Annotated in this window: 22 protein-coding genes and 1 pseudogene; 13 read left to right on the top strand and 10 right to left on the bottom strand. The window is 73.3% G+C overall.

Annotated features, from left to right (window positions below; genetic code table 11):
• Positions 1 to 10 precede the first annotated feature (10 nt).
• From IH48_RS0121265 to IH48_RS0121245, 5 genes are all read right to left on the bottom strand, one after another.
• A complete protein-coding gene (locus IH48_RS0121265; RefSeq protein WP_234434331.1) occupies positions 11 to 1,486 on the bottom strand; it encodes a sensor histidine kinase in 1,476 nt (491 codons plus the stop codon).
• Complete coding sequence (locus tag IH48_RS0121260) at positions 1,483 to 2,229, bottom strand: response regulator transcription factor (RefSeq protein WP_030906852.1); 747 nt, start codon at positions 2,227 to 2,229, stop codon at positions 1,483 to 1,485. Before IH48_RS0121260 ends, IH48_RS0121265 begins: the two co-directional genes overlap by 4 nt.
• Before the next feature lie 83 nt (positions 2,230 to 2,312).
• Positions 2,313 to 3,506 (bottom strand): S1C family serine protease, encoded by a 1,194-nt coding sequence (locus IH48_RS0121255; protein WP_078849919.1) that lies wholly within the window; start codon positions 3,504 to 3,506, stop codon positions 2,313 to 2,315.
• 112 nt (positions 3,507 to 3,618) lie between these two features.
• The gene (locus IH48_RS0121250) at positions 3,619 to 4,653 is read right to left on the bottom strand and encodes a LacI family DNA-binding transcriptional regulator (RefSeq protein ID WP_030906846.1); all 1,035 of its coding nucleotides are present in this window, start codon (positions 4,651 to 4,653) and stop codon (positions 3,619 to 3,621) included.
• A gap of 64 nt (positions 4,654 to 4,717) precedes the next feature.
• On the bottom strand, positions 4,718 to 5,422 hold the full coding sequence (locus IH48_RS0121245) for a response regulator transcription factor (RefSeq protein WP_030906843.1): 705 nt from the start codon (positions 5,420 to 5,422) through the stop codon (positions 4,718 to 4,720).
• A 229-nt stretch (positions 5,423 to 5,651) separates the two neighbouring features.
• Here IH48_RS0121245 and IH48_RS0121240 point away from each other — a divergent pair, with 229 nt between their 5' ends.
• The 4 genes from IH48_RS0121240 to IH48_RS0121225 all read left to right on the top strand — a co-directional run bounded on the left by IH48_RS0121240 (position 5,652) and on the right by IH48_RS0121225 (position 9,252).
• A complete protein-coding gene (locus IH48_RS0121240) occupies positions 5,652 to 6,578 on the top strand; it encodes an alpha/beta hydrolase family protein (RefSeq protein WP_051840297.1) in 927 nt (308 codons plus the stop codon).
• Positions 6,579 to 6,631: 53 nt separating this feature from the next.
• A complete protein-coding gene (locus tag IH48_RS0121235) occupies positions 6,632 to 6,886 on the top strand; it encodes a MoaD/ThiS family protein (RefSeq protein WP_030906837.1) in 255 nt (84 codons plus the stop codon).
• 10 nt (positions 6,887 to 6,896) lie between these two features.
• The gene (locus tag IH48_RS0121230) at positions 6,897 to 8,366 is read left to right on the top strand and encodes a hypothetical protein (RefSeq protein WP_030906834.1); all 1,470 of its coding nucleotides are present in this window, start codon (positions 6,897 to 6,899) and stop codon (positions 8,364 to 8,366) included.
• Between the two features lie 133 nt (positions 8,367 to 8,499).
• Complete coding sequence (locus tag IH48_RS0121225; RefSeq protein ID WP_030906831.1) at positions 8,500 to 9,252, top strand: DUF2993 domain-containing protein; 753 nt, start codon at positions 8,500 to 8,502, stop codon at positions 9,250 to 9,252.
• Here IH48_RS0121225 and IH48_RS33535 read toward each other — a convergent pair.
• Positions 9,249 to 9,449 (bottom strand): hypothetical protein, encoded by a 201-nt coding sequence (locus IH48_RS33535; protein ID WP_037842758.1) that lies wholly within the window; start codon positions 9,447 to 9,449, stop codon positions 9,249 to 9,251. The genes IH48_RS0121225 and IH48_RS33535 overlap by 4 nt on opposite strands.
• Positions 9,450 to 10,143: 694 nt before the next feature.
• On the opposite strand from IH48_RS33535, the gene IH48_RS37655 reads away from it, so the two are divergent.
• The 5 genes from IH48_RS37655 to IH48_RS35175 all read left to right on the top strand — a co-directional run bounded on the left by IH48_RS37655 (position 10,144) and on the right by IH48_RS35175 (position 12,878).
• Positions 10,144 to 10,236, top strand: a complete 93-nt coding sequence (locus IH48_RS37655) for a putative leader peptide (protein ID WP_372449245.1) — start codon at positions 10,144 to 10,146, stop codon at positions 10,234 to 10,236.
• Between the two features lie 214 nt (positions 10,237 to 10,450).
• The gene (locus IH48_RS0121210; RefSeq protein WP_030906827.1) at positions 10,451 to 11,290 is read left to right on the top strand and encodes a sulfurtransferase; all 840 of its coding nucleotides are present in this window, start codon (positions 10,451 to 10,453) and stop codon (positions 11,288 to 11,290) included.
• A gap of 49 nt (positions 11,291 to 11,339) precedes the next feature.
• Entirely contained in the window at positions 11,340 to 11,627 is a 288-nt protein-coding gene (locus tag IH48_RS0121205) for a DUF1416 domain-containing protein (protein ID WP_030906824.1), read from the top strand.
• Positions 11,628 to 11,826: 199 nt separating this feature from the next.
• On the top strand, positions 11,827 to 12,138 hold the full coding sequence (locus tag IH48_RS0121200) for a DUF3099 domain-containing protein (protein WP_051840296.1): 312 nt from the start codon (positions 11,827 to 11,829) through the stop codon (positions 12,136 to 12,138).
• A 65-nt stretch (positions 12,139 to 12,203) separates the two neighbouring features.
• Positions 12,204 to 12,878, top strand: coding sequence for a TetR/AcrR family transcriptional regulator (locus tag IH48_RS35175; RefSeq protein ID WP_078849918.1), 675 nt, complete (start codon positions 12,204 to 12,206; stop codon positions 12,876 to 12,878).
• Here the strand turns inward: IH48_RS35175 and IH48_RS0121190 are convergent.
• Positions 12,788 to 13,552, bottom strand: coding sequence for an SDR family NAD(P)-dependent oxidoreductase (locus tag IH48_RS0121190; RefSeq protein WP_030906816.1), 765 nt, complete (start codon positions 13,550 to 13,552; stop codon positions 12,788 to 12,790). The two genes, IH48_RS35175 and IH48_RS0121190, sit on opposite strands and share 91 nt — an antisense overlap.
• 101 nt (positions 13,553 to 13,653) lie before the next feature.
• Positions 13,654 to 14,583, bottom strand: a complete 930-nt coding sequence (locus IH48_RS0121185) for a quinone oxidoreductase family protein (RefSeq protein ID WP_030906813.1) — start codon at positions 14,581 to 14,583, stop codon at positions 13,654 to 13,656.
• A 104-nt stretch (positions 14,584 to 14,687) separates the two neighbouring features.
• Here IH48_RS0121185 and IH48_RS0121180 point away from each other — a divergent pair, with 104 nt between their 5' ends.
• Entirely contained in the window at positions 14,688 to 15,263 is a 576-nt protein-coding gene (locus IH48_RS0121180) for a MarR family winged helix-turn-helix transcriptional regulator (protein WP_078849917.1), read from the top strand.
• On the opposite strand, the gene IH48_RS0121175 is transcribed toward IH48_RS0121180, so the two are convergent.
• Positions 15,185 to 15,946, bottom strand: coding sequence for an AraC family transcriptional regulator (locus IH48_RS0121175; RefSeq protein ID WP_030906808.1), 762 nt, complete (start codon positions 15,944 to 15,946; stop codon positions 15,185 to 15,187). The two genes, IH48_RS0121180 and IH48_RS0121175, sit on opposite strands and share 79 nt — an antisense overlap.
• On the opposite strand from IH48_RS0121175, the gene IH48_RS0121170 reads away from it, so the two are divergent.
• Positions 15,945 to 16,853: a sulfite exporter TauE/SafE family protein gene (locus tag IH48_RS0121170; protein WP_234434330.1), complete on the top strand. Its 909-nt coding sequence runs from the start codon at positions 15,945 to 15,947 to the stop codon at positions 16,851 to 16,853. The genes IH48_RS0121175 and IH48_RS0121170 overlap by 2 nt on opposite strands.
• A gap of 31 nt (positions 16,854 to 16,884) precedes the next feature.
• Positions 16,885 to 18,045: a PP2C family protein-serine/threonine phosphatase gene (locus tag IH48_RS0121165; RefSeq protein WP_078849915.1), complete on the top strand. Its 1,161-nt coding sequence runs from the start codon at positions 16,885 to 16,887 to the stop codon at positions 18,043 to 18,045.
• A 122-nt stretch (positions 18,046 to 18,167) separates the two neighbouring features.
• On the opposite strand, the pseudogene IH48_RS37100 reads toward IH48_RS0121165, so the two are convergent.
• Positions 18,168 to 18,317 (bottom strand): annotated as a pseudogene (locus tag IH48_RS37100) (ISAs1 family transposase); the annotation flags it as partial.
• A 616-nt stretch (positions 18,318 to 18,933) separates the two neighbouring features.
• Here IH48_RS37100 and IH48_RS37395 point away from each other — a divergent pair.
• On the top strand, positions 18,934 to 19,056 hold the full coding sequence (locus IH48_RS37395; protein WP_267885322.1) for a hypothetical protein: 123 nt from the start codon (positions 18,934 to 18,936) through the stop codon (positions 19,054 to 19,056).
• The last annotated feature ends 55 nt before the right edge of the window (positions 19,057 to 19,111 follow it).

The following is a 19,111-nucleotide window of genomic DNA, read 5'->3' as shown; positions in this document are numbered from 1 at the left end:
GCGGACGGCCCTACGCCTCCGGCATGTCAGGCGGCGGCGTCGGGGCGCCGGGGAGCCTGATCCTCGCCACCGTGCCGCCGCCGTCCGCCGGGTCGAGGGAGATCTCGCCGCCCGCCTGCTGGACGGTGCGTGCCACGATCGCCAGCCCGAGCCCCGAGCCCGGCAGCGACCGCGCGGACGGGGAGCGCCAGAACCGCTCGAAGACGTGCGGGAGGTCCTCGGGCGGGATGCCGGGCCCGTGGTCGCGCACGGTGAGCCGGCCCTGCCCGTCGAGCACGACCTCGACCGTGCCGCCCTTCGGGCTGAACTTGACCGCGTTGTCGAGGACGTTGACGACGGCGCGCTCCAGCGTGGCGGGCTCCGCCCGCACGTACCAGGTGGCGGTCGTCGCGTCGATGACCAGGTCGGGGCCGCGCAGCCGGGCCCTGCGCAGCGCCTGCTCGACGATCTCGTGCAACGCCACGACCTGCACCTGGCTCGCCGCGAGCGCGTCCGGCCGCGACAGCTCCTGGAGGTCGCCGATCAGCGCGGCGAGCTCCGACATCTGCGCCTTCACGGACGCCATCAGCGCCTTGCGGTCCTCCGGCGGGATGGCCCGGCCGGTCTCCTCGCTGCGCGCCAGCAGTTCGATGTTGGTACGCAGCGACGTGAGCGGCGTGCGCAGCTCGTGTCCCGCGTCCGCGATCAGCTGCGACTGGCGCTCGCGCGACGAGGCGAGTGCGGCCGTCATGGAGTTGAACGACCGGGAAAGACGCGCGATCTCGTCCTCGCCGTCGACGGGGATGCGCACGCTCAGGTCCTCCGTGCGCGCCACGTGCTCGACGGCCCGCGTCAGCCCGTCGACCGGCCGCAGGCCGGTGCGCGCCACCCACAGGCCCGCCGCGCCCGCGCCGACGACGCCGATGCCCGCGAGCAGGGTCAGCAGCAGCGCCATGCGGTTCTGCGACGCCTGGATCTCGTGCAGCGGCCGGGACACGGACACGGCCGCGAACCCCGCGGGGCCGAGGTTCTGCACCCGGGTGTTGACCCGCACCTGCTGGCCCCTGTCGGTCGTGCTGTCGTGCGTGGTGCTCGCGTACCGGCCGTGCTCCATCTGCTTGGCCACGTCCACGTCGGCGTCGGTCACCTTGACCGGCTGCGAGTACGACACGACGCAGCGCTCACCGCTGGCGAACACCACCTGCGAGTACTCGAAGTTCTTCTCGTTGGGCCCGGCGCTGCCGCCACCCGACCCGCAACTCTTCAGGGCCTCGATGACCTGCGAGTTCGGTGGCTGGGTGTTGTGCAGCGAGGTGTCCAGCTCGTTCTGCAGCTGGGCGCGGGTCAGCAGCCAGCTCGCCACCGCCATCGCCGCGACCGCGATCGCCACGGCCGCGCCCACGAGCAGGGCCATGCGGGAGCGGATCGGCAGCGCGCGGAAGCGCCGCATCGACGCCTCCGACCAGGCCAGGTGGGATCCGGTGGTGGAGCGGGTGGGGAACGTCATGCCGTGCCGCCGGGGGCCGTGTCGGCGCGCAGCACGTAGCCGACGCCGCGCACGGTGTGCACGAGGCGCGGCTCGCCGCCGCCCTCGGTCTTGCGCCGCAGGTACATCACGTAGACGTCCAGCGAGTTCGAGCTCGGCTCGAAGTCGAAGCCCCACACCGCCTTGAGGATCTGCTCGCGGGTGAGGACCTGGCGCGGGTGCGCGAGGAACATCTCCAGCAGGGTGAACTCGGTGCGCGTCAGCTCGACGCGGCGCTCGCCGCGCGTCACCTCGCGCGTGGTCAGGTCCATCCGCAGGTCGGCGAAGGACAGCACGTCGTCCTCCGGCACGGCCGTGGCACCGGCCGCCGTCGCCACGTACGAGCTGCGGCGCAGCAGGGCGCGGATCCTCGCGAAGAGCTCGTCCAGCTCGAACGGCTTGACCAGGTAGTCGTCGGCGCCCGCGTCGAGGCCGGTGACCCGGTCGCCGACCGTGTCGCGTGCGGTGAGCATCAGGATCGGCACCCTGGAGCCGCCGCTCCTGAGCCTGCGGGCCGCCGTCAGGCCGTCCATCCGGGGCATCTGGATGTCCAGGACGATCAGGTCGGGCTCGTAGGACTCGGCCTTGGCGAGGGCGTCGAAGCCGTCCACGGCGACCTCCGTGCCGTACCCGTCGAACGTGAGGCTCCGCTGGAGGGCCTCGCACACGGCGGGCTCGTCGTCGACGATCAGGATCCGCTGCGGATCCGCCTCGGCGGGACTCATATCGCTGCTCCCTCGTCCGTCCACACCCTCTTTGTCGTATCCGAAGGTAACGGAGTCGGCCACGGGGGTTTCGTCCTCTCGGGTCAGTTGGCCGAGCTGCCGCCGTCGCGCAGGTTGCCCAGGTCGGCCTTGACGGTGTTGATCGGGATGGCGAAGCCGAGTCCGACGCTGCCGGCCGAGCTGGAGCCGCTGCTCGAGCTGCCGCTCGACGACGGTGCGTACATGGCGGAGTTGATGCCGACGATGTCGCCGTTCATGTCGATCAGCGCGCCGCCCGAGTTGCCGGGGTTGAGGGACGCGTCCGTCTGGAAGGCCTTGTAGGTCGTGGTCTGGCTGCCGGTGTCGCCGTTGAACTGCCGGCCGCCGAACTCGAACGGCCAGTTGTCGCCGCCGCCGCTGCCGCCGCTGCCCCCGCCGAACAGGCTGCCGCCGCCCTGCTGGCTCTGCGACTGGCCGCTGCCGTCCTCCTCGGGGACGGTGACGTCGCGGTCGAGCGCCGAGATGATGCCGCTGGTGACGGTGCCCGACAGGCCCTCGGGGGAGCCGATCGCGACGACCTGGTCGCCCACCCGCACATTGTCGGAGTTGCCGAGGCTCGCTGTCTTCAGGCCGCTCGCACCTTCGAGCTTGATGAGCGCGAGGTCCTTGGCCGGGTCGGTGCCCATCACGCTCGCAGTGTAGGTCTTGCCGCTGTCCATCTTGACCTTGATCTGCGACGCGCCCGCCACGACATGGTTGTTCGTGATGACCTGGCCGTCCGACGTGATGACGATGCCGGAGCCGATGGACTCGCCGGCCTGCGAGTCCGCGGTGATCTCGACGATCGCCGGGGACACGGCCTGGGCGACGCCGGCGACGGTGCCCTTGCTGCTCTGCGAGACGGTCGTGCCGCTGACGCCGACGGTGGTGCTGGCGTTCGGGTCGTTGTTCGCGGCGTTCGTCAGGACGGTGGCGACACCGCCGCCGACGACGGCGGCGGCGAGCGCCACGGACGCCACGAGCGCGACCGGGCCGCGCATGCGCCTGCGGGTCGCGGTGTGCGCGCCGTGCGCGGGGGCGTAGCCGGGCGGCGGCGGGAACTGCGCGGTGTGCGACTCGTCCTGGCCCTGGCTCTGGCCTTGGCCCTGGCTCTGGTCCGCCGAGGGTGCCGAGAAGGCCGATGACGTGTACGGCTGCTGCTGTGCCTGGTGAGGCTCGTGCTGCGCCTGCTCAGGCCGCTCGCCGAAGGACTGGTCGTCGCTGTTGTGGCTGTCGCGGTGCCCGAAGAAGTTCGTCATGTCTACGACTGTCGGACAGTTGGATGAGAACACTATGAGGGCGCTGTGAGAAGCCCGACAGAACCTCGTATGCCCGATATAAAGACGCCTGCGCGGGGTGCGCGCCCGGCCCTCAGGCGCAGCCGCAGGACCGCCGCACGATCAGCGCCGAGGGGAACTGCCGCACGCGCCCGTACACGCCGTCGCGCCGCGCGCCCACGACCCGCAGGCCGTCGTCCAGCACGAGGTCGACCGCCGCACGCGCCATGGCGGGCCGGTCGGACGAGACGGTCGTCAGCGGCGGGTCGGTGAGGCCCGCCTCCTTCACGTCGTCGAAGCCGGCGACGGCGAGCCCGTCCGGCACGTCGATCCGCAGCTCGCGTGCGGCGCGCAGCACGCCGATCGCCTGGTCGTCCGTCGCGCAGAACACGGCGGGCGGGCGGTCGGGGCCGGACAGCAGGCCGAGCGCGAGCCGGTAGGCGTCGTAGCGGTTGTAGGGGGCCTTGAACAGCCGTCCCTCGATGGGCCTGCCGGCCTCCCGCATGGCGCGCCGCCACCCCTCGACGTGGTCGGCGACCGGGTCGCCCACGGACGGCGTGTCCTCGGTGCCGCCCAGGCAGGCGACGTACGGGTGGCCGTGCTCCAGGAGGTGGCGGGTGGCGAGCTGGGCGCCGCCGACGTCGTCCGTCACCACGGCGACGTCGTCGATGGACTCGGGGCGCTCGTGCAGCAGCACCACGCGCGCGTCCCACGCGTCGATCTCGGCCGCCGCGCGCTCGCTCGGCCCCTGCGCGACGAGGATGAGGCCCGACACCCGCATCCCGAGGAACGCGCGCAGATAGTGCACCTCGCGCTCGCCCCGGTAGTCGGAGTTGCCGACGAGCACCATCTTCCCGCGCTCGGCGGCGGCCTGTTCGACCGCGTGCGCCATCTCGCCGAAGAACGGCTGGCGCGCGTCGGGGACGATCATCCCTATGAGGTCGGTACGCCGGGACGCCATGGCCTGCGCGACCCGGTCGGGCCGGTAGCCCAGCTCCTTGATCGCGGCGAGTACGCGCTCGCGGGTGGCCGGTGCGACCGGCCGGGGTCCGTTGTTGATGACATAGCTGACGACCGCGGTCGAAGTACCCGCCAGTCGCGCCACGTCGTCCCGCGTCACCTTGGCCACGCACGGGAGTCTACGCGGGATGACACGCCCCCACGCCGGCCCTCCCGGCCGACCACGCGGCCCGTCAGGCCATCGCCATCCTGTCGCCCGACTCCGGCTTCTCCGGCGAGACGAAGCGGTAGCCGACGTTGCGCACCGTGCCGATCAGGGACTCGTGCTCGGGGCCGAGCTTCGCGCGCAGGCGGCGCACGTGGACGTCGACCGTGCGCGTACCGCCGAAGTAGTCGTAGCCCCAGACCTCCTGGAGCAGCTGGGCGCGCGTGAAGACGCGGCCCGGGTGCTGCGCCAGGTACTTCAGGAGCTCGAACTCCTTGAACGTCAGGTCGAGTACCCGGCCCTTGAGCTTCGCGCTGTACGTGGCCTCGTCGACCGACAGGTCGCCGTTGCGGATCTCCGGCGGGGCGTCGTCCGCCGTGATCTGGCTGCGGCCCGTCGCGAGCCGCAGCCGGGCCTCCACCTCGGCCGGGCCCGCCGTGTCGAGCAGGACGTCGTCCATGCCCCAGTCGGCGGATACGGCGGCGAGGCCGCCCTCCGTGACCACGAGCAGCAGCGGGCAGCCGGGCCCCGTGGAGCGCAGCAGCCGGCACAGCGAGCGCACCTGCGGCAGCTCGCGGCGGCCGTCGAGGAGGATCACGTCGGCGCTCGGGGTGTCCACGAGCGCGGCGCCCTCGGCCGGCGCCACGCGCACGTTGTGCAGCAGCAGGCCGAGGGCGGGCAGCACCTCGGCGGAGGGCTGGAGCGCGTTGGTCAGCAGCAGCAGCGAGCTCATCGGCGCCCACCCGCCCCGGCCGGCCGGTGCATGCGGTGTGCGGTGCTCAGGTGGTTCGGACAGTGAGGGTCGCTGGATCGCTTGCCCATGACGTCGGTTCCTCCTCGGTCCCTGCGATGGGGGCAATTCCTTCTGCCGGTGACAACGAATGTCTGTACTAAGAGGCAGAAAACGCAAAAGGACCCGGGGGCTGCGTCGCCCGGATCCTCTTCCCAGCACAATAGCCCACATGCGTTCCCTGTCGGCAGGCCGATCCCGCAGATCACCCGCCCGCACCGGCCCGCCGGGCGGCGTGCGGACGCTGCTGCGCACCGAGGACGGCGTCCGCGTCGAGGCCGTGTACACGCCGTGCACGGCGGACGCGGCGAGGGCCGAAGCCGCAGGTGGCGGGGGTGCGGACGGCGACGTCGCCGAGCGTGCCGTCATCGTGGTGGCACACGGCTTCACGGGGTCCGTCGACCGGCCCGCCGTGCGCAGGGCCGCGGAGGTCTTCGCGCGTAGTGCGGCGGTCGTCACGTTCACCTTCCGCGGCCACGGCGGCTCGGGCGGGCGCTCGACGGTCGGTGACCGCGAGGTGCTCGACCTGGCCGCCGCCGTGCGCTGGGCGCGCTCCTTCGGCCACCGGCACGTGGTGACGGTCGGCTTCTCGATGGGCGGCTCCGTCGCCGTCCGGCACGCCGCGCTCTACCGTGACCGCTCGGACGCGCGGACGGACGCGGTGGTCTCCGTCAGCGGCCCGGCGCGCTGGTACTACCGGGGCACGGCCCCGATGCGCCGGCTGCACTGGGTGGTGACGCGGCGCGTCGGCCGGGTCGTCGGCCGCCTCGGCCTGCACACCCGCATTTACCAGCACGACTGGGACCCGGTCCCGCTGCCGCCGGTCGCCGCGGTGCCGCTGATCGCGCCGGTCCCGCTGCTCGTCGTGCACGGAGACAGCGACCCGTACTTCCCGCTCGACCACCCGCGCTCCCTCGCTGCCGCCGCACCCGATGGCGCGGCCGAGCTGTGGATCGAGCCGGGCATGGGACACGCGGAGAACGCGGCAGGAGAGCCGCTGCTGGCACGCATCGCGGCGTGGGCGTCCGCGCACGCGCCCGGACGCGTGGAGGCGCCGGCCGAGGAGGCGGCCGAGGGCCCGGCGGAGGGGCGCGCGTGAGCGACCACGCCCCGTCGTCGGCCATCATGGAGGCCGACGAAGGAGGTGCGGCGATGGCAGCGGGGACGATCCGCTACTGGGCCGCGGCGAAGGCGGCCGCGGGCGTGGCGGAGGAGCCGTACACGGCGGACGACCTGGCCCAGGCGCTGGCGGGAGCACGCGAGAGGCACCCGGGCGAGCTGGTGCGCGTCCTGCAGAGGTGTTCGTTCCTCGTCGACGGCCGGTCCGTGGGCAAGCGCGGGCATGAGACCGTACGGCTTGCCGAGGGCGGCACGGTCGAGGTGCTCCCGCCGTTCGCAGGAGGGTGAAGCGCACAGCATGAGCAGCGACCAGCAGTACCCGTACGCACCGGACGAGCCGCGGCCCGATCCCGATGGCAGGCACCGGCAGCCGCAGCAGGCGAACCCGTACCCGTACCAGTACCCGCACGAGCCGCAGGCCGCCCCCGACGGGGGCTACGGGGGGTACGTGGGCTACGGCGCGCAGGGCCAGGACATGGAGGCCACCCAGGTGTGGCAGGGCCAGACCTGGGACACCGGAACCCAGCCGGTCCTGGAGGGCCACCAGGGTCACCACGGTCACCACCCCGCCGCGCCCGAGCCGGGGCAGCCGTACGCGGCCGGGGGCCCGCAGGTCTCGGCGATGGAGGAGACGGCGTACGTCCCCGTGCAGGGCGCGCCGCCCGCCCCCGCGCCCGATCCGGGCTCCGGCGCGTACCCGCTGCCGCCGGAGATGCCGACGCCGGGCCGGGCGATGCCCCCGCAGGGCTACGCGCAGCCACAACAGCAGACGCGGGCACCGGCCCCCGGCGGGTACCCGCAGCACGGTACGGGCGGGCAGGCCGCGCCCGAGTACCCGGCGGCCGCGTACGCCGCCCCCGCGACCGCCACAGCGCAGGCCCAGGCGCCGGCCACCCCCGCCCCGGCCGCTGCGGCGCCATCACCCGGCGCCACCCAGGGCGGTGCTTCCCAGGGCGGCGCCTCCCATGCGGACGGCTACGGCGTGCCCACCACGCTCGGCACCGCACGCGTCACCGACGCGCAGCGGGCACGCGCCGAGGGCAGGTCGCCGATCATCCCGCCCGGCGCGCAGCCCGCCGGGCTGACCGCCGTGCTCGCGCTGCTGCTCGCGGGCGGCGCCGCGCTCGGCTCGTACGCGCTGCTCGTGCCCGTCGTGATCCTGCAAGCGGTGACGGCCGCCGGCTGGTTCCGGCTGAACGGCATGTGGCCGGCCCGTCAGGGCATCGCGCTCGCGTTCCTCGGCGGCCTCGTCTCCGACATCGCGCTGCTGGCCGCGGGCAAGTCCCACGCGCCGGCGGCGATCATCGGCACGCTGGGCGTGTGGGTGCTGCTCACCGTCGTCCTGCAACTGCGCAGCCACGCCGACCCCGACACCCGGCTGACCGGCCTGCTGGCCACGGTGGTCTCGGCCGCGCTCGCGATCATCGCGACCGGTCACCTCGCCGCGCCGTCCGACGCGGTCGTCGTGGGCGCGGTGGCGGTGGCCGCGGCCACGCTGGTGCGGGCGCTGCCGCTGCCGGGGCCCGCCTCGATCGCGGCCGCGCTGGTCGCCGCGGCGGTCGTGGGCGCGGCCATGGGCGGGCTGACGGGCTTCGGCGCGGCGGGCGCCCTGGCGGTCGGGCTCGGCGCGGGGGCGTGCGCGCTGATCGGGCTGCGGGCGGCGAGCTACGACTACCCGTCCCGTTTCGTGCACATGACGGCGGGCGTGGCGCTGCCGCTCACCGCGGCGGCGCCCGCCGTGTACCTGCTGGGCCGGGCCTTCGGCTGACGGCGCCCGGTCCGCCGACCGGCGGACCGGGCCCGCGACCGGCGGAACCTTTGGCCTAGGCTCACCGTCACCGGGGGGGAGGGTGGCCACGCCGCAGGGGCGTGGCCCTGTTCGACGTGGGGGATGCCGGGCGATGCGCGCACTGCGGATTCTGCTGGTCTTTGTCGTGATCATCTGCGGCCTGTTCGTGGCCGCCGACCGGTTGGCGCTGCACTACGCCGAGGGCAAGGTCGCCGACCGCATCCAGTCGAGCCAGGGGCTCGACAGCAAGCCGGACGTTTCGGTGAAGGGCTTCCCCTTCCTGACCCAGGTGGCGGCCAAGTCGCTGGACGAGGTGGACGTCGGCCTCGACCACGTCACGGCGACGGCGGACGGCCACGCGGTACGGGTCACCGACGTCAAGGCCGTCCTGAAGGACGTCCGCATCGACAGCAGCTTCTCGTCGGCCACCGCGGGCACGGCGGACGGCTCGGCGCGCATCTCGTACGCGGACCTCGCGACGGCCGTCCCCAAGGGGGCCACGGTCTCCTACGCGGGCGCGGCGCGCGCCGCGAAGGGCCAGGTGAAGGTGTCTGGCAAGGTCACGGAGGTCATGCGGGCGATGCACATCGACGACCCGTCGGGCCTGGTCGACAAGGTGCTCGGGAACAAGACCCTCACCGCGTACGGCACGGTGACCATGTCGGGCGGCGACACGCTCAAGCTGCGGCTCGACGACGTGGCGGGCCTGCCGGTGCCGGGGCTCGCGGACCAGATAAAGAAGCTGGTCAAGTCGGACATGAAGATCGACGGGCTGCCGTCCGCCGTGAAGCTGTCGAAGGTCACGCCCGCACAGGACGGCCTGCGCTTCACGGGCACGGGCACGAACGTCCCGCTGGAGGGCTAGGCCACCCGGCCCTGTCCGTCGCCGCCGTCAGCGTCGCCGTCTCCGTGTCCGTCTCCGTCCGGGAGACCGAAGTCGAGGGTGTCGGCCACCGCGCGCGAGGCCTGCTCGGCGACGTGCGCGGCGTCGGCGACGACGTCACCGCGTTCGGCTATCAGCCGGTCGTAGATCGGCGCGGCGGTCGGGCGGGTGGTGTCCACGTGGGTGTCCGTTTCATCGGGGTCATTGCGGCCGGCCGGTGGCCGGCGGATCAGCTGCCGCTCGGGACCGGGCGGTCCAGGAGCCGGGCGCCGGACAGCCGATGGCGGGCGGCCGGCGCCCTGGTGGCGCTCAATGCCGCGACGCCCGCGTGCCGGCCGACGGGGTCGCCCGGCGCCGGCGGGTGGGCCAACAGCACGCGGGACTCCCTTCGACGTCGATGCACGCAGGCTCAAGCCGGATGTCCCGCTACCCGTTTCCGCCCCCGCCATTCCTGTGATTCCCGTCATTCCTGCCCGCTCCGCGATTCAACGCCCAGCCGCCGCTGGGCCCCGCCGCGCGGACACCGGCGAGCACGATAGCGGCGATGCGTACGGCGTCGGCTCGGGTGAACGTGCAAGCGCGGCTGACGATGAGCTGAACGGGCCCGGTGAGCACCTCGTCGACGACGGCCCGCGGCCACCACGTTCAGCAGCACCCGGCCTTCCCGGCTCGTCGATGTCGCCGGAGTCCCCGCCGCCGGTCGGATCGTGAGACGGGGCCGTCCGGTCCGCAGATGGGCGGGCGCAGGACGGGGGCGTCCGGCCCGCCCGTACCCCGGGTGCGGCCCGGTCGGAGATCGCATCGCGGACGATCTCGTCTCATGATGCGGAACAACGGTGACATGGCCGTCCGGTCGTCCTTACCATCGGGCCCATGGAGCGACAGGTGGATCTCCGAGTGGATCTCACGAAGCGGCGGGCAGTCGACCTGTGCCGCGTTGCCACCATGCTCTGTCGCGACGCCTAGCCGGTACCCGCGCGCCGGGGACGGGCGGCGGCGGCCGCAAGCCGTCGCTACCCGCCACGACCAGTGCGTACCGCAGCCCCCAGCCCTGTGACCCAGGGCGATCGCGCCTCGCGCACCCCGTCCCGCCACACCTGCCCCGGCAGGCGCGCGGGCCGCACGGGAGGCACCACTCCCCACGCCCACCTCGCCGAACACTGCCCCGGAGGGAATCAGCATGAGCCGCACCGACGTCCTGGTCGACGCCGACTGGGTCGAGTCGCACCTCGACGACCCCAAGACCGTCATCGTCGAGGTCGACGAGGACACCTCGGCGTACGACAAGAACCACATCAAGAACGCCGTCAGGATCGACTGGCAGACGGACCTCCAGGACCCGGTGCGCCGCGACTTCGTGGACCAGGAGGGCTTCGAGAAGCTGCTGTCCGCCAAGGGCATCGCCAACGACGACACCGTCATCCTCTACGGCGGCAACAACAACTGGTTCGCCTCGTACGCGTACTGGTACTTCAAGCTCTACGGCCACGACAGCGTCAAGCTGCTCGACGGCGGCCGCAAGAAGTGGGAGCTCGACGCGCGCGAGCTGGTCCAGGAGGTCCCGCAGCGCCCGGCCACGAGCTACAAGGCGCAGCCGCAGAAGGCGTCGATCCGTGCCTTCCGCGACGACGTCGTCAACGCGATCGGCAACCAGAACCTGGTCGACGTGCGCTCGCCCGACGAGTTCAGCGGCAAGCTGCTCGCACCTGCCCACCTGCCGCAGGAGCAGTCGCAGCGCCCGGGCCACGTCCCGTCCGCCCGCAACATCCCGTGGTCGAAGAACGCCAACGACGACGGCACGTTCAAGTCGGACGACGAGCTCAAGAGCATCTACGCCGACGAGCAGGTCGACCTGGCCAAGGACACCATCGCCTACTGCCGCATCGGTGAGCGCTCCGCGCTGACCTGGTTCGTGCTGCACGAGCTGCTCGGCGTCGAGAACGTCAAGAACTACGACGGTTCGTGGACCGAGTACGGCTCGCTCGTCGGCGTGCCGATCGCGCTCGGCGCGGCCGAGTAACCGCCCTTTCCCCAACCGCCCGACCGACCGACCCGGAGGACGAAGAAGCATGTGTGGAGCGAAGGCCGGTGGCCCCGACGCCTCGACGATCAAGCCCGGCGAGACGACCATCCAGGGTTTCGTGACGCGTGACGGCGAGCCCGTCACGGGGTACGTGCGCCTGCTGGACTCGACCGGTGAGTTCACCGCGGAGGTCCCGACCTCGGCGACCGGGCAGTTCCGCTTCTACGCGGCCGAGGGCACGTGGACGGTGCGCGCCCTGATCCCGGGCGGCACGGCGGACCGTACGGTCGTCGCGCAGACGGGCGGGCTCGCGGAGGTCGCGATCGCGGTCTGACGCACGCGGCGTCGGTCTGACGCAGGCCGCGTCCGACGCAGGCGGCCACGCCTCCGCGAAGGCGGAGCGCACCGCCCGCAGGGCATGACAGGGGCCCGCCGCCGGGGGATCAACTCCCCGGCGGCGGGCCCCAGTGCGCGCCGCCGGAATTCCCTTCCGCGGCAGGGCGTCGGCGGCCCGCCGGTCGTACGCTTGAAGCATGTACACGCGACGCCGTCGTCGTTACTTCATGCTGATGGGTGGATGTCTGGTCCTCTTCATCTCGGCATGGGCCTTCGTGCGCCTGTGGTCGATCCCCGCCGCGGTCGGGCTGTGCGTTGTCGCGATGATCATTCCGCCGGTCGCCGCCATGATCGGCAACTCGCGCGGTCGTGACGACCGGTGGTGGGACGAGACGTCCGGGGACGCGAAGTCGGACGAGTGGTGGGACGAGCTCGACGGCAGAACGCCTCCCGACAAGAAGAAGAACGACAGCAAGAACGGCCACAACGACCACCGCGACCGTCCGTGACCCGCGTCGGCCGGACCGGTGGCCGGTCGGTGCCGCTCGGGGCCGCTCGGGGAGGGGCGCGCGGGGTGCGTGGTGAGCTGACGGCGAAGGGCAGGGCGACGCGGGCCCGGATCGTCGAGGGGGCCGCGGCGGTGCTTCGGGAGCGGGGTGTCGCCATGGCGACGCTCGACGATGTCATGGCGCGTACCGGCACCAGTAAGAGCCAGCTCTTCCACTACTTCCCGTCGGGCAAGGACGAACTCCTCGTGGCGGTGGCCCAGTACGAGGCCGATCAGGTGCTGGAGGACCAGCAGCCCTACCTCGGGTGCCTGGACTCCTGGGAAGCGTGGCAGCGGTGGCGGGACGTGGTGGTCGAACGCTATGAGGCGCAGGGCGACCAGTGCCCGCTGGGGTCGCTGTTCCTGCAGATCGGGCGCTCGACCCCCGGCACGCGCGCGATCGTGACGGAGCTGATGCGCCGCTGGCAGGAGAGCCTGGCGGCGGGCATCAGGGCTTTGCAGGCGACCGGCAGGCTTCCCGCCGGGATCGACGTCGACACGAGGGCCGCCGCGCTGCTCGCGGCGGTCCAGGGCGGCGTTTCGATCCTGCTGTCGACCGGTCGCTCCGCCCACCTGCGCGCTGCCCTCGACCAGGGGATCGCGGACCTGCGTCAGGCGGCGATGACGGCGGCGGTGGTGCGGCCTCCGTCGACGTCGAGCACGATGCCGTGCACGAACGACGACTCGTCGCCGGCCAGGTAGACGGCGGCGTTCGCGATGGCGTCAGGGGTGCCAAGGCGGCCTGCCGGGGTGCCCTTCATCATGACCTCGCCGGGGTGGGGGTCGCCCGGCGACGGCGCCAGCACCACGCCGGGGGAGATCGCGTTCACCCGTACGCCGTGCGGCCCGAACTCCGCCGCCCATGCCCGGGTCAGTGTCTCGACGGCGCCCTTCGTCGAGCTGTAGAGGGCGCCGAGAGGGACGCCGAGGCGGGCGATCCACGACCCCAGGTTGATGATCGCCCCGCCGCCGGCGGCCACCATGGCGGGGGCGACGGCGGCCGTCAGGAAGAAGGGCGCTTTCACGTTCACGGCGTAGACCCGGTCGAAGGTCCCCTCGTCGGTGGCCGGGGTGGTGTCGCCCGGGTAGATGCCCGCGTTGTTGACGAGGACGTCGATACGGCCGCCGAGAGCCTGCTCCGCCTCTTTGGCCAGTGCCTGGGAGGCGGCGGCGCTGCCGTCCAGGTCGGCCCGCACGAAGTCGGCACGGCCGCCGCGTGCGCGGATCCCCTCGACGACCTCCGCGCCGCGCTCGCTGCTGCGGCCGGAGACGGCCACATGCGCGCCTTCGGCGGCGAACGCCTCCGCGATCGCTCGCCCGATGTTGCTTGTCGCGCCGGTCACCAGCGCGGTCTTGCCCATGAGTCGCATCGACACGGTCCACTCCGTTTCTCAGGTCTGTGCCCCGGTGTGGCAGGGCCAGGAGCCACTGTGCGACGGAGAAATTGGACTGGCAAGTCCAGAAAATTGCCGCCCCTTCAGGGCAGCAGGACCACCTTGCCCAGGTTTGTGCGGGCCTCGATGATCTCGTGCGCCCTGGCCGCCTCGGCCAGGGGGATGCGGGCGTGGACGGCGGCGCTCAGGCGGCCGGAGAGCGCCAGGTCCCACAGCTGCTTGCCGTGGCGCTCGTACAGCTCGCGCCGCGCCGTGGAGAACCTGCGCATCGTGAGGCCCGTGATCGTCTTCCCGCCCGCCAGCAGCTCGAAGGCGGGGACGGTGCCGCCGCCCGAGCCGAAGAAGACGAGGCGGCCGCCGGGTGCCAGTGCCCTCAGGGCACGTGGGAGTACCTCGCCGCCGACGCCGTCCAGGACGATGTCGGCCGGCTCGCCCCAGTCGTCGCTGTCGTACGTCACGACCTCGTCGGCGCCGAGGCCGCGCAGGAAGTCCTCCTTGGCCCGGGAGCCCACGGCCGCGACCACCCGCCGCGCGCCGCGCAGTCGTGCCAGCTGGATGGCGAGATGGCCCACGCCGCTCGCGGCGCCCGTGACGAGGACCGACGCCCCGGGCCCGGGTTCGGCGGTGGCCAGCGCGGCCAGCGCGACGTGGCCGCCGCGTACGAGCGCGACGGCCTGCTCGGCGCTCGCCCCGTCCGGGACGCGGCTCGCCATGGCGGCGGGCGCCAGAGCCAGTTCGGCGTAGGACCCGCTGAACGTGAGGGACGTGACGCGGTCGCCGGGGCCGAATCCCCGCACGCCCGCGCCGACGGCGACGACGGTGCCGGCGATCTCGCCGCCCAGCACGCCGGGCAGCGGCCCCCGCCCCTCGCGCACCGCGCGCACCACGGGAAGGGTGACGCCGATGGCCTCGGTGCGTACGAGCAGCTCCCCGTCCGCGGGCTCGGGGGTCTCGGCCTCTTCGAGGCGCAGTACCTCGGGGCCGCCGTACTCGTGATGGCGGACGCGCCGCACGAACACCTCCTGTGTGGGGGACGGGTGTGACGGGTGGAACTCGGGGCCTCACGGTAGGGCGTAATCGTTGGTGAGCCCAACGGTTTTTCCGTACGCTGCCGCCCATGGCCAAGACGACGCCCACGGCCCCGGCGGACCCCGTGGCCCCCGTGGTCCCCGCGCGGATCCGCGCCCTTCCCAGCCGGCTGCTCGGAGGTGCCGCCGCGCGCGGCCACCGGCTGGTCGCCGCGGCGCTCGCCGAGGCGGGCCTGCGCATGGTGCAGTATGCGGTGCTTTCGGCCGTCGCGGAGTCCGGTCCGGTCTCCCAGGCGGCGCTGGCCCGCGGGCTCGGCATCGACCCCAAGCACATGGTGACCGTCCTCGGCGAGCTGCAGGCGGACGGTCTGCTGGCCCGGGCGCCCGACGCACGCGACCGGCGCAAGAACGCCGTCACGATCTCGCCCGCCGGCCGACGCCGTCTTGCCGTCGCCGATGAGCTCGGCTACCGCGCCGACGACGAGCTGACGTCGGACCTCACCCCGGCGGAACGCGCCCGGCTCGTCGCCCTGCTGGAGCGCGTCGTCCGGCCGGGCGAGCCGTGCGCCGCAGGTACGCCCGACGCTCAGCCGGACGTGAAGCGCGAAGGCGGCAGGCCGAAGGCGCGCGTGAACGCGGCGGTGAACGCTGCCGGGGACGCGTAGCCGATGCGCCCCGCGACCTCGGTGACGGTCGCGGCGCGCAGCAGCGGGACGGCCGCCAGCAGGCGGGCGCGTGCCCGCCAGACGGCGGGGCTCTCACCGGTCTCCGCGCGGAAGCGCCGGGTGAAGGCACGCTCGCTCATGGCCGCACGCGCGGCCCAGTCGGCGTTGGCCACGCCCGCGTCAGGGGCGGCGAGGTAGGCGCGGCAGAGCGCGGCGAGGTCGCCGGAGGCGGGGATGCCGACGTGGAACGGCAGCGGGGCGAGTTCGGCGATCTCGTGCAGGAGGAGCGCGGCGATGGCGCCCTCGCGCCCCGACAGGCTGTAGTCGGCCTCGAACCCGGCGGCGGCGGACAGCAGTTCGCGCAGCAGCGGCGGAACGTCCACGACCGTGCAGCCGGCGGGCCACCAGGGCACGGCGCCCGGCTCCACGTACAGGCTCCGCGTGGACACCCCCAGCATGCGGACGCGGTGCCGTACGGCCGCCGGGATCAGCACGGCACGCTCCGGCGGCACGGTCCAGGCGCCCCCGGCGGTCTCCACGACCATCACGCCCGTGGCGCCGTAGAGGAACTGCGCACGCCGGTGCGCGTGCCAGTCGAGCAGGTGGCCCGGCGGGTAGTCGGTGCCGATCGGCAGGACGGCCCGGTCGACGTGGTCCACGTCGGCGAGGGAGACGTTCCTCATGGGACCAGCCTACTGGCCGACCCTCGAAGGAATGGTGCCGAACATCGCATGCAGGACGCCCGCCAGGGCTGGTGGGGTGGGTGTCGTGGACGTGAGTGTGGACGCGAGCGTTGCCTCGCTGATCGGGATCGGGCTCCTCACCGGGGTCACCACCGTGCTGTTCGGGTTCGGCGGCGGGTTCGTCGCGGTGCCGGTCGTGGTGTGGGCGGACGCCGCGCTCGGCGCGGACGCGATGCGGGTGGCGGCCGCGACCTCCGCCGTGGTGATGGCGGTGAACGCGGGGTTCGCGACGGCCGTCACCCCGCGGCGCGTGCTGCGCGAGCTGCGGGGCGGCACGGCGCTGCTCCCGCTGCTGGCGGCCGGGGCCGCGGCGGGGGCCGTCGCGTCGCGCCTCGCGCCGGCCGGACCGGCGCGCTGGGCGTTCGTCGCGTACGTCGCCGCCACCATCGCCGACCTGCTCCTGCGGCCGGGCTTCCTGCGGCCGGCGCCCGGCCGGGCCCAGGCGCCGACCCGGGCCCCGGCGCCGCTGCCCGCCGCGCTCGGGGTGCCGGTCGGCGCGGTCGCGGCCTTCCTCGGCGTGGGCGGCAGCGTCATGACCGTCCCCGCGATGCGGCGTGCCGGGCACACCATGCGGGTGGCGACGGCGCTGGCCAACCCGCTCACGCTGGCCATCGCGGTGCCGGCCGCCGCAGTCTCCCTCGCGGGCGCCACGGTCCACGCGCACCACGGCGCGTCCGTCCACCTGGTGGGTGCCGTCGACCTCCGCGCCGCCTCGGCGCTGCTGCTCGGGGCCCTGCCGGTGATCGCGGTGCTGCGACGGCGCCCGCCGCGCATTCCCGACCGCCCCTACGCGTGGACGTACATCGGGCTGCTCGCCGCGGTGGTGATCGCGATGCTGACGGAATAAAGCGGATATATGGGAGGTTGTCGGGCGCACTATGACCGTCAACCTTGTCGCGGCGTACCGCAGCGCGGGGACGCTGGGACGCCGGATACGCAGGTGGGGCCTGCCGCCGGGCCGGGGGCACCCCTCCGTGCGCGCCCAGCGGACACTCTTCCTGCTCTCGGCGGCCCTGATCGCGGCCGTGCCGGTGGCGGATGCCTTCATACCGCCCGGCCTCCACCTCGCCCACATCCTCGTGGTGCCGGTCGCGCTGGTCGCCGCGGTCATGGGGGCGCGCGCCGGGACGGCGACGGCGGCGCTTGCGGTCGTCGCGCTGATCGTCGCCGGGGTGGAGCGCCACATGCTGGACACCGAGAGCGTGCTCGTCCAGCTGGGTTCCCTGGTCGGACTCTCCGTGCTGCTCGTGGCCGCGAGCCGGCTGCTGGCACGTTCGCGCCGGGTGTCGGACGTCGCGCAGGGGGTCGTCCTGCGTCCGCTTCCGGAGCGTGCGGGACCGGTCTCCATCGCCTCCGAGTACATCGCGGCCGAGGACGGGACGCGGCTCGGCGGCGACCTCTACGCGGTCGCCCGCACCGCGGACGCCACGCGCGTGCTCATCGGCGACGTGCGCGGGCACGGGCTCGACTCGATCGGCGACACCGAGACCGTGCTCGGGGCGTTCAGGGCCGCCGCACACCGCCAGGAGCCGCTGCCCGACCTGGTGGCCTCGCTCGAGGGCAGCGTCCGCTGGGGTCTCGCCGAGCCCGGGGAAACGGGGCAGGACGCCGGGGAGCGGTACGCGACGGCCGCTATCGTCGAGATCCCGGACAGCGGGTCGTGCGTCCACGTGGTCAACTGCGGGCACCTCGCGCCGCTGCGGCTGCACGACGGCGTGGCAGAACCCCTGGAAGTGGAGTCGCCCGCGCCGCCGCTGGGCCTCGGCGGTCTTGTCGACGCCCCGTACACCGTCACCACCTTCGACTTCGCGGAGGGCGACCGGCTGCTGCTCTACACCGATGGCGTCACCGAGGCGCGCGACCGGCGCGGCTCGTTCTACCCGCTGCTTGAGCGGCTCGGCGTCCGGGCCGCCGACCACGGCCCCGGACCCTTGCTCAAGTCGGTCACCGAAGACCTGCTGCGCCACGCGTCCGGCCGACTGGGCGACGACGTGGCGATGGTCGCACTGCGGCGTGAGGCTGCGGGAATCGCCTGCTGACTGGCGCCTCCGGCCTTCGGTCGGCGGCTGAGCCGAAGCACGACAGGTGTGTGGCGGTGAGTCAGCCACGCGCCCACCGCCGCGTCGAGTACGTCGGCGTCGAGACGCTCGAGGACCCTCCCGATCGCCGACCGGGACGGCGCGTGCCGCCGGCGCAGCAGGTGACGGCGCACGCCAAGTCTGGCGAGCAACCCCGCGTCGGCGCGGGAGCCCCACTCGGCGAGCTCATCGACGGTCCGGGCCCCCGAGACCGCAGCGGCCGCGCAGACCAGCAGGATCGGGCCAACGAGTACCAGCGGCCCCGCCGGGATCGGGGATCGGGAACCACCTCCAGGAAGACACGCAGGTCAGCCACATCGTCCGGGTCGAGGGGACCCAGCTTCGTGCTGCGTTGATTGTGAACGCCGACCCTCGGTGTTCTCAATCAACATGGCGTTCAGGGAACCTTGCTGACGGACAGGACAGCCGGCTGACAGCGGCCACGAGAAGTGGCCCTGATCCACTTCTCGTGGTGCCGGCGAGGAGCGTCACGGAGCTCAGCCAGCCAACCCCAACCCCGGCGCCACGAAGCTACGTTGATTGCGGTGCCTTGTCGGGGCGCACCGGCACGCAGCACTCTGATTCCATCCACCGCAGGTGAGGTAGGACATATCGATCGGCTTCTGACGCGGCATGACCACCGCGCGCGTGTCGCGACAGTTCGCGATGGTCGCGGTCGCTGTCGAAGGGAGGCCGCCGATGTGCCGAACTCTCGAGCCGAACGGCCCGGATGAGGACAAGGAGGAGGATGGGGCTGGGGCGGAACGGAAGCCCGCCCCAGGGTCTGAACCGTCGGTTAGGCGGTGGCAACTGCGGGGGAGTGCCTCGTGGGGGATGGGACTACGCGTCGTGTTCAGTGTCCTGGACACGGTCGCCGTCCTGACACAGGACGAGGCCCTCGCCTGGGTGGCGAGGGCTCTCCGCGCGGTGGGGGATCTGATCGTCGACGCCGGACAGCACAGGCGATCATGACACCCGGGCCCGGCCGTCGTGAGGCGGTCGGGCTGCACACTTCCAGGAAACTGTA

Source organism: Streptomyces sp. NRRL F-5126, from assembly GCF_000721265.1.
In the GTDB taxonomy this organism is placed as follows: Bacteria; Actinomycetota; Actinomycetes; order Streptomycetales; family Streptomycetaceae; genus Streptomyces.
Note: the sequence above shows the minus strand (reverse complement) of the source record. Positions and strands in the feature narration are given on the sequence as shown.

What these genes read in the sequence shown, in the direction of transcription:
- IH48_RS0121165 (WP_078849915.1), top strand. Translation starts at nt 16,885, where the DNA reads ATGACCGTCAACCTTGTCGCGGCGTACCGCAGCGCGGGGACGCTGGGA.
- IH48_RS0121205 (WP_030906824.1), top strand. Translation starts at nt 11,340, where the DNA reads ATGTGTGGAGCGAAGGCCGGTGGCCCCGACGCCTCGACGATCAAGCCC.
- IH48_RS0121180 (WP_078849917.1), top strand. Translation starts at nt 14,688, where the DNA reads ATGGCCAAGACGACGCCCACGGCCCCGGCGGACCCCGTGGCCCCCGTG.
- IH48_RS0121200 (WP_051840296.1), top strand. Translation starts at nt 11,827, where the DNA reads ATGTACACGCGACGCCGTCGTCGTTACTTCATGCTGATGGGTGGATGT.
- IH48_RS0121225 (WP_030906831.1), top strand. Translation starts at nt 8,500, where the DNA reads ATGCGCGCACTGCGGATTCTGCTGGTCTTTGTCGTGATCATCTGCGGC.
- IH48_RS0121210 (WP_030906827.1), top strand. Translation starts at nt 10,451, where the DNA reads ATGAGCCGCACCGACGTCCTGGTCGACGCCGACTGGGTCGAGTCGCAC.
- IH48_RS0121170 (WP_234434330.1), top strand. Translation starts at nt 15,945, where the DNA reads ATGGGACCAGCCTACTGGCCGACCCTCGAAGGAATGGTGCCGAACATC.
- IH48_RS0121235 (WP_030906837.1), top strand. Translation starts at nt 6,632, where the DNA reads ATGGCAGCGGGGACGATCCGCTACTGGGCCGCGGCGAAGGCGGCCGCG.
- IH48_RS0121175 (WP_030906808.1), bottom strand. Translation starts at nt 15,946, where the DNA reads ATGAGGAACGTCTCCCTCGCCGACGTGGACCACGTCGACCGGGCCGTC.
- IH48_RS0121255 (WP_078849919.1), bottom strand. Translation starts at nt 3,506, where the DNA reads ATGACGAACTTCTTCGGGCACCGCGACAGCCACAACAGCGACGACCAG.
- IH48_RS0121245 (WP_030906843.1), bottom strand. Translation starts at nt 5,422, where the DNA reads ATGAGCTCGCTGCTGCTGCTGACCAACGCGCTCCAGCCCTCCGCCGAG.
- IH48_RS0121260 (WP_030906852.1), bottom strand. Translation starts at nt 2,229, where the DNA reads ATGAGTCCCGCCGAGGCGGATCCGCAGCGGATCCTGATCGTCGACGAC.
- IH48_RS37655 (WP_372449245.1), top strand. Translation starts at nt 10,144, where the DNA reads ATGGAGCGACAGGTGGATCTCCGAGTGGATCTCACGAAGCGGCGGGCA.
- IH48_RS0121265 (WP_234434331.1), bottom strand. Translation starts at nt 1,486, where the DNA reads ATGACGTTCCCCACCCGCTCCACCACCGGATCCCACCTGGCCTGGTCG.
- IH48_RS0121230 (WP_030906834.1), top strand. Translation starts at nt 6,897, where the DNA reads ATGAGCAGCGACCAGCAGTACCCGTACGCACCGGACGAGCCGCGGCCC.
- IH48_RS0121240 (WP_051840297.1), top strand. Translation starts at nt 5,652, where the DNA reads ATGCGTTCCCTGTCGGCAGGCCGATCCCGCAGATCACCCGCCCGCACC.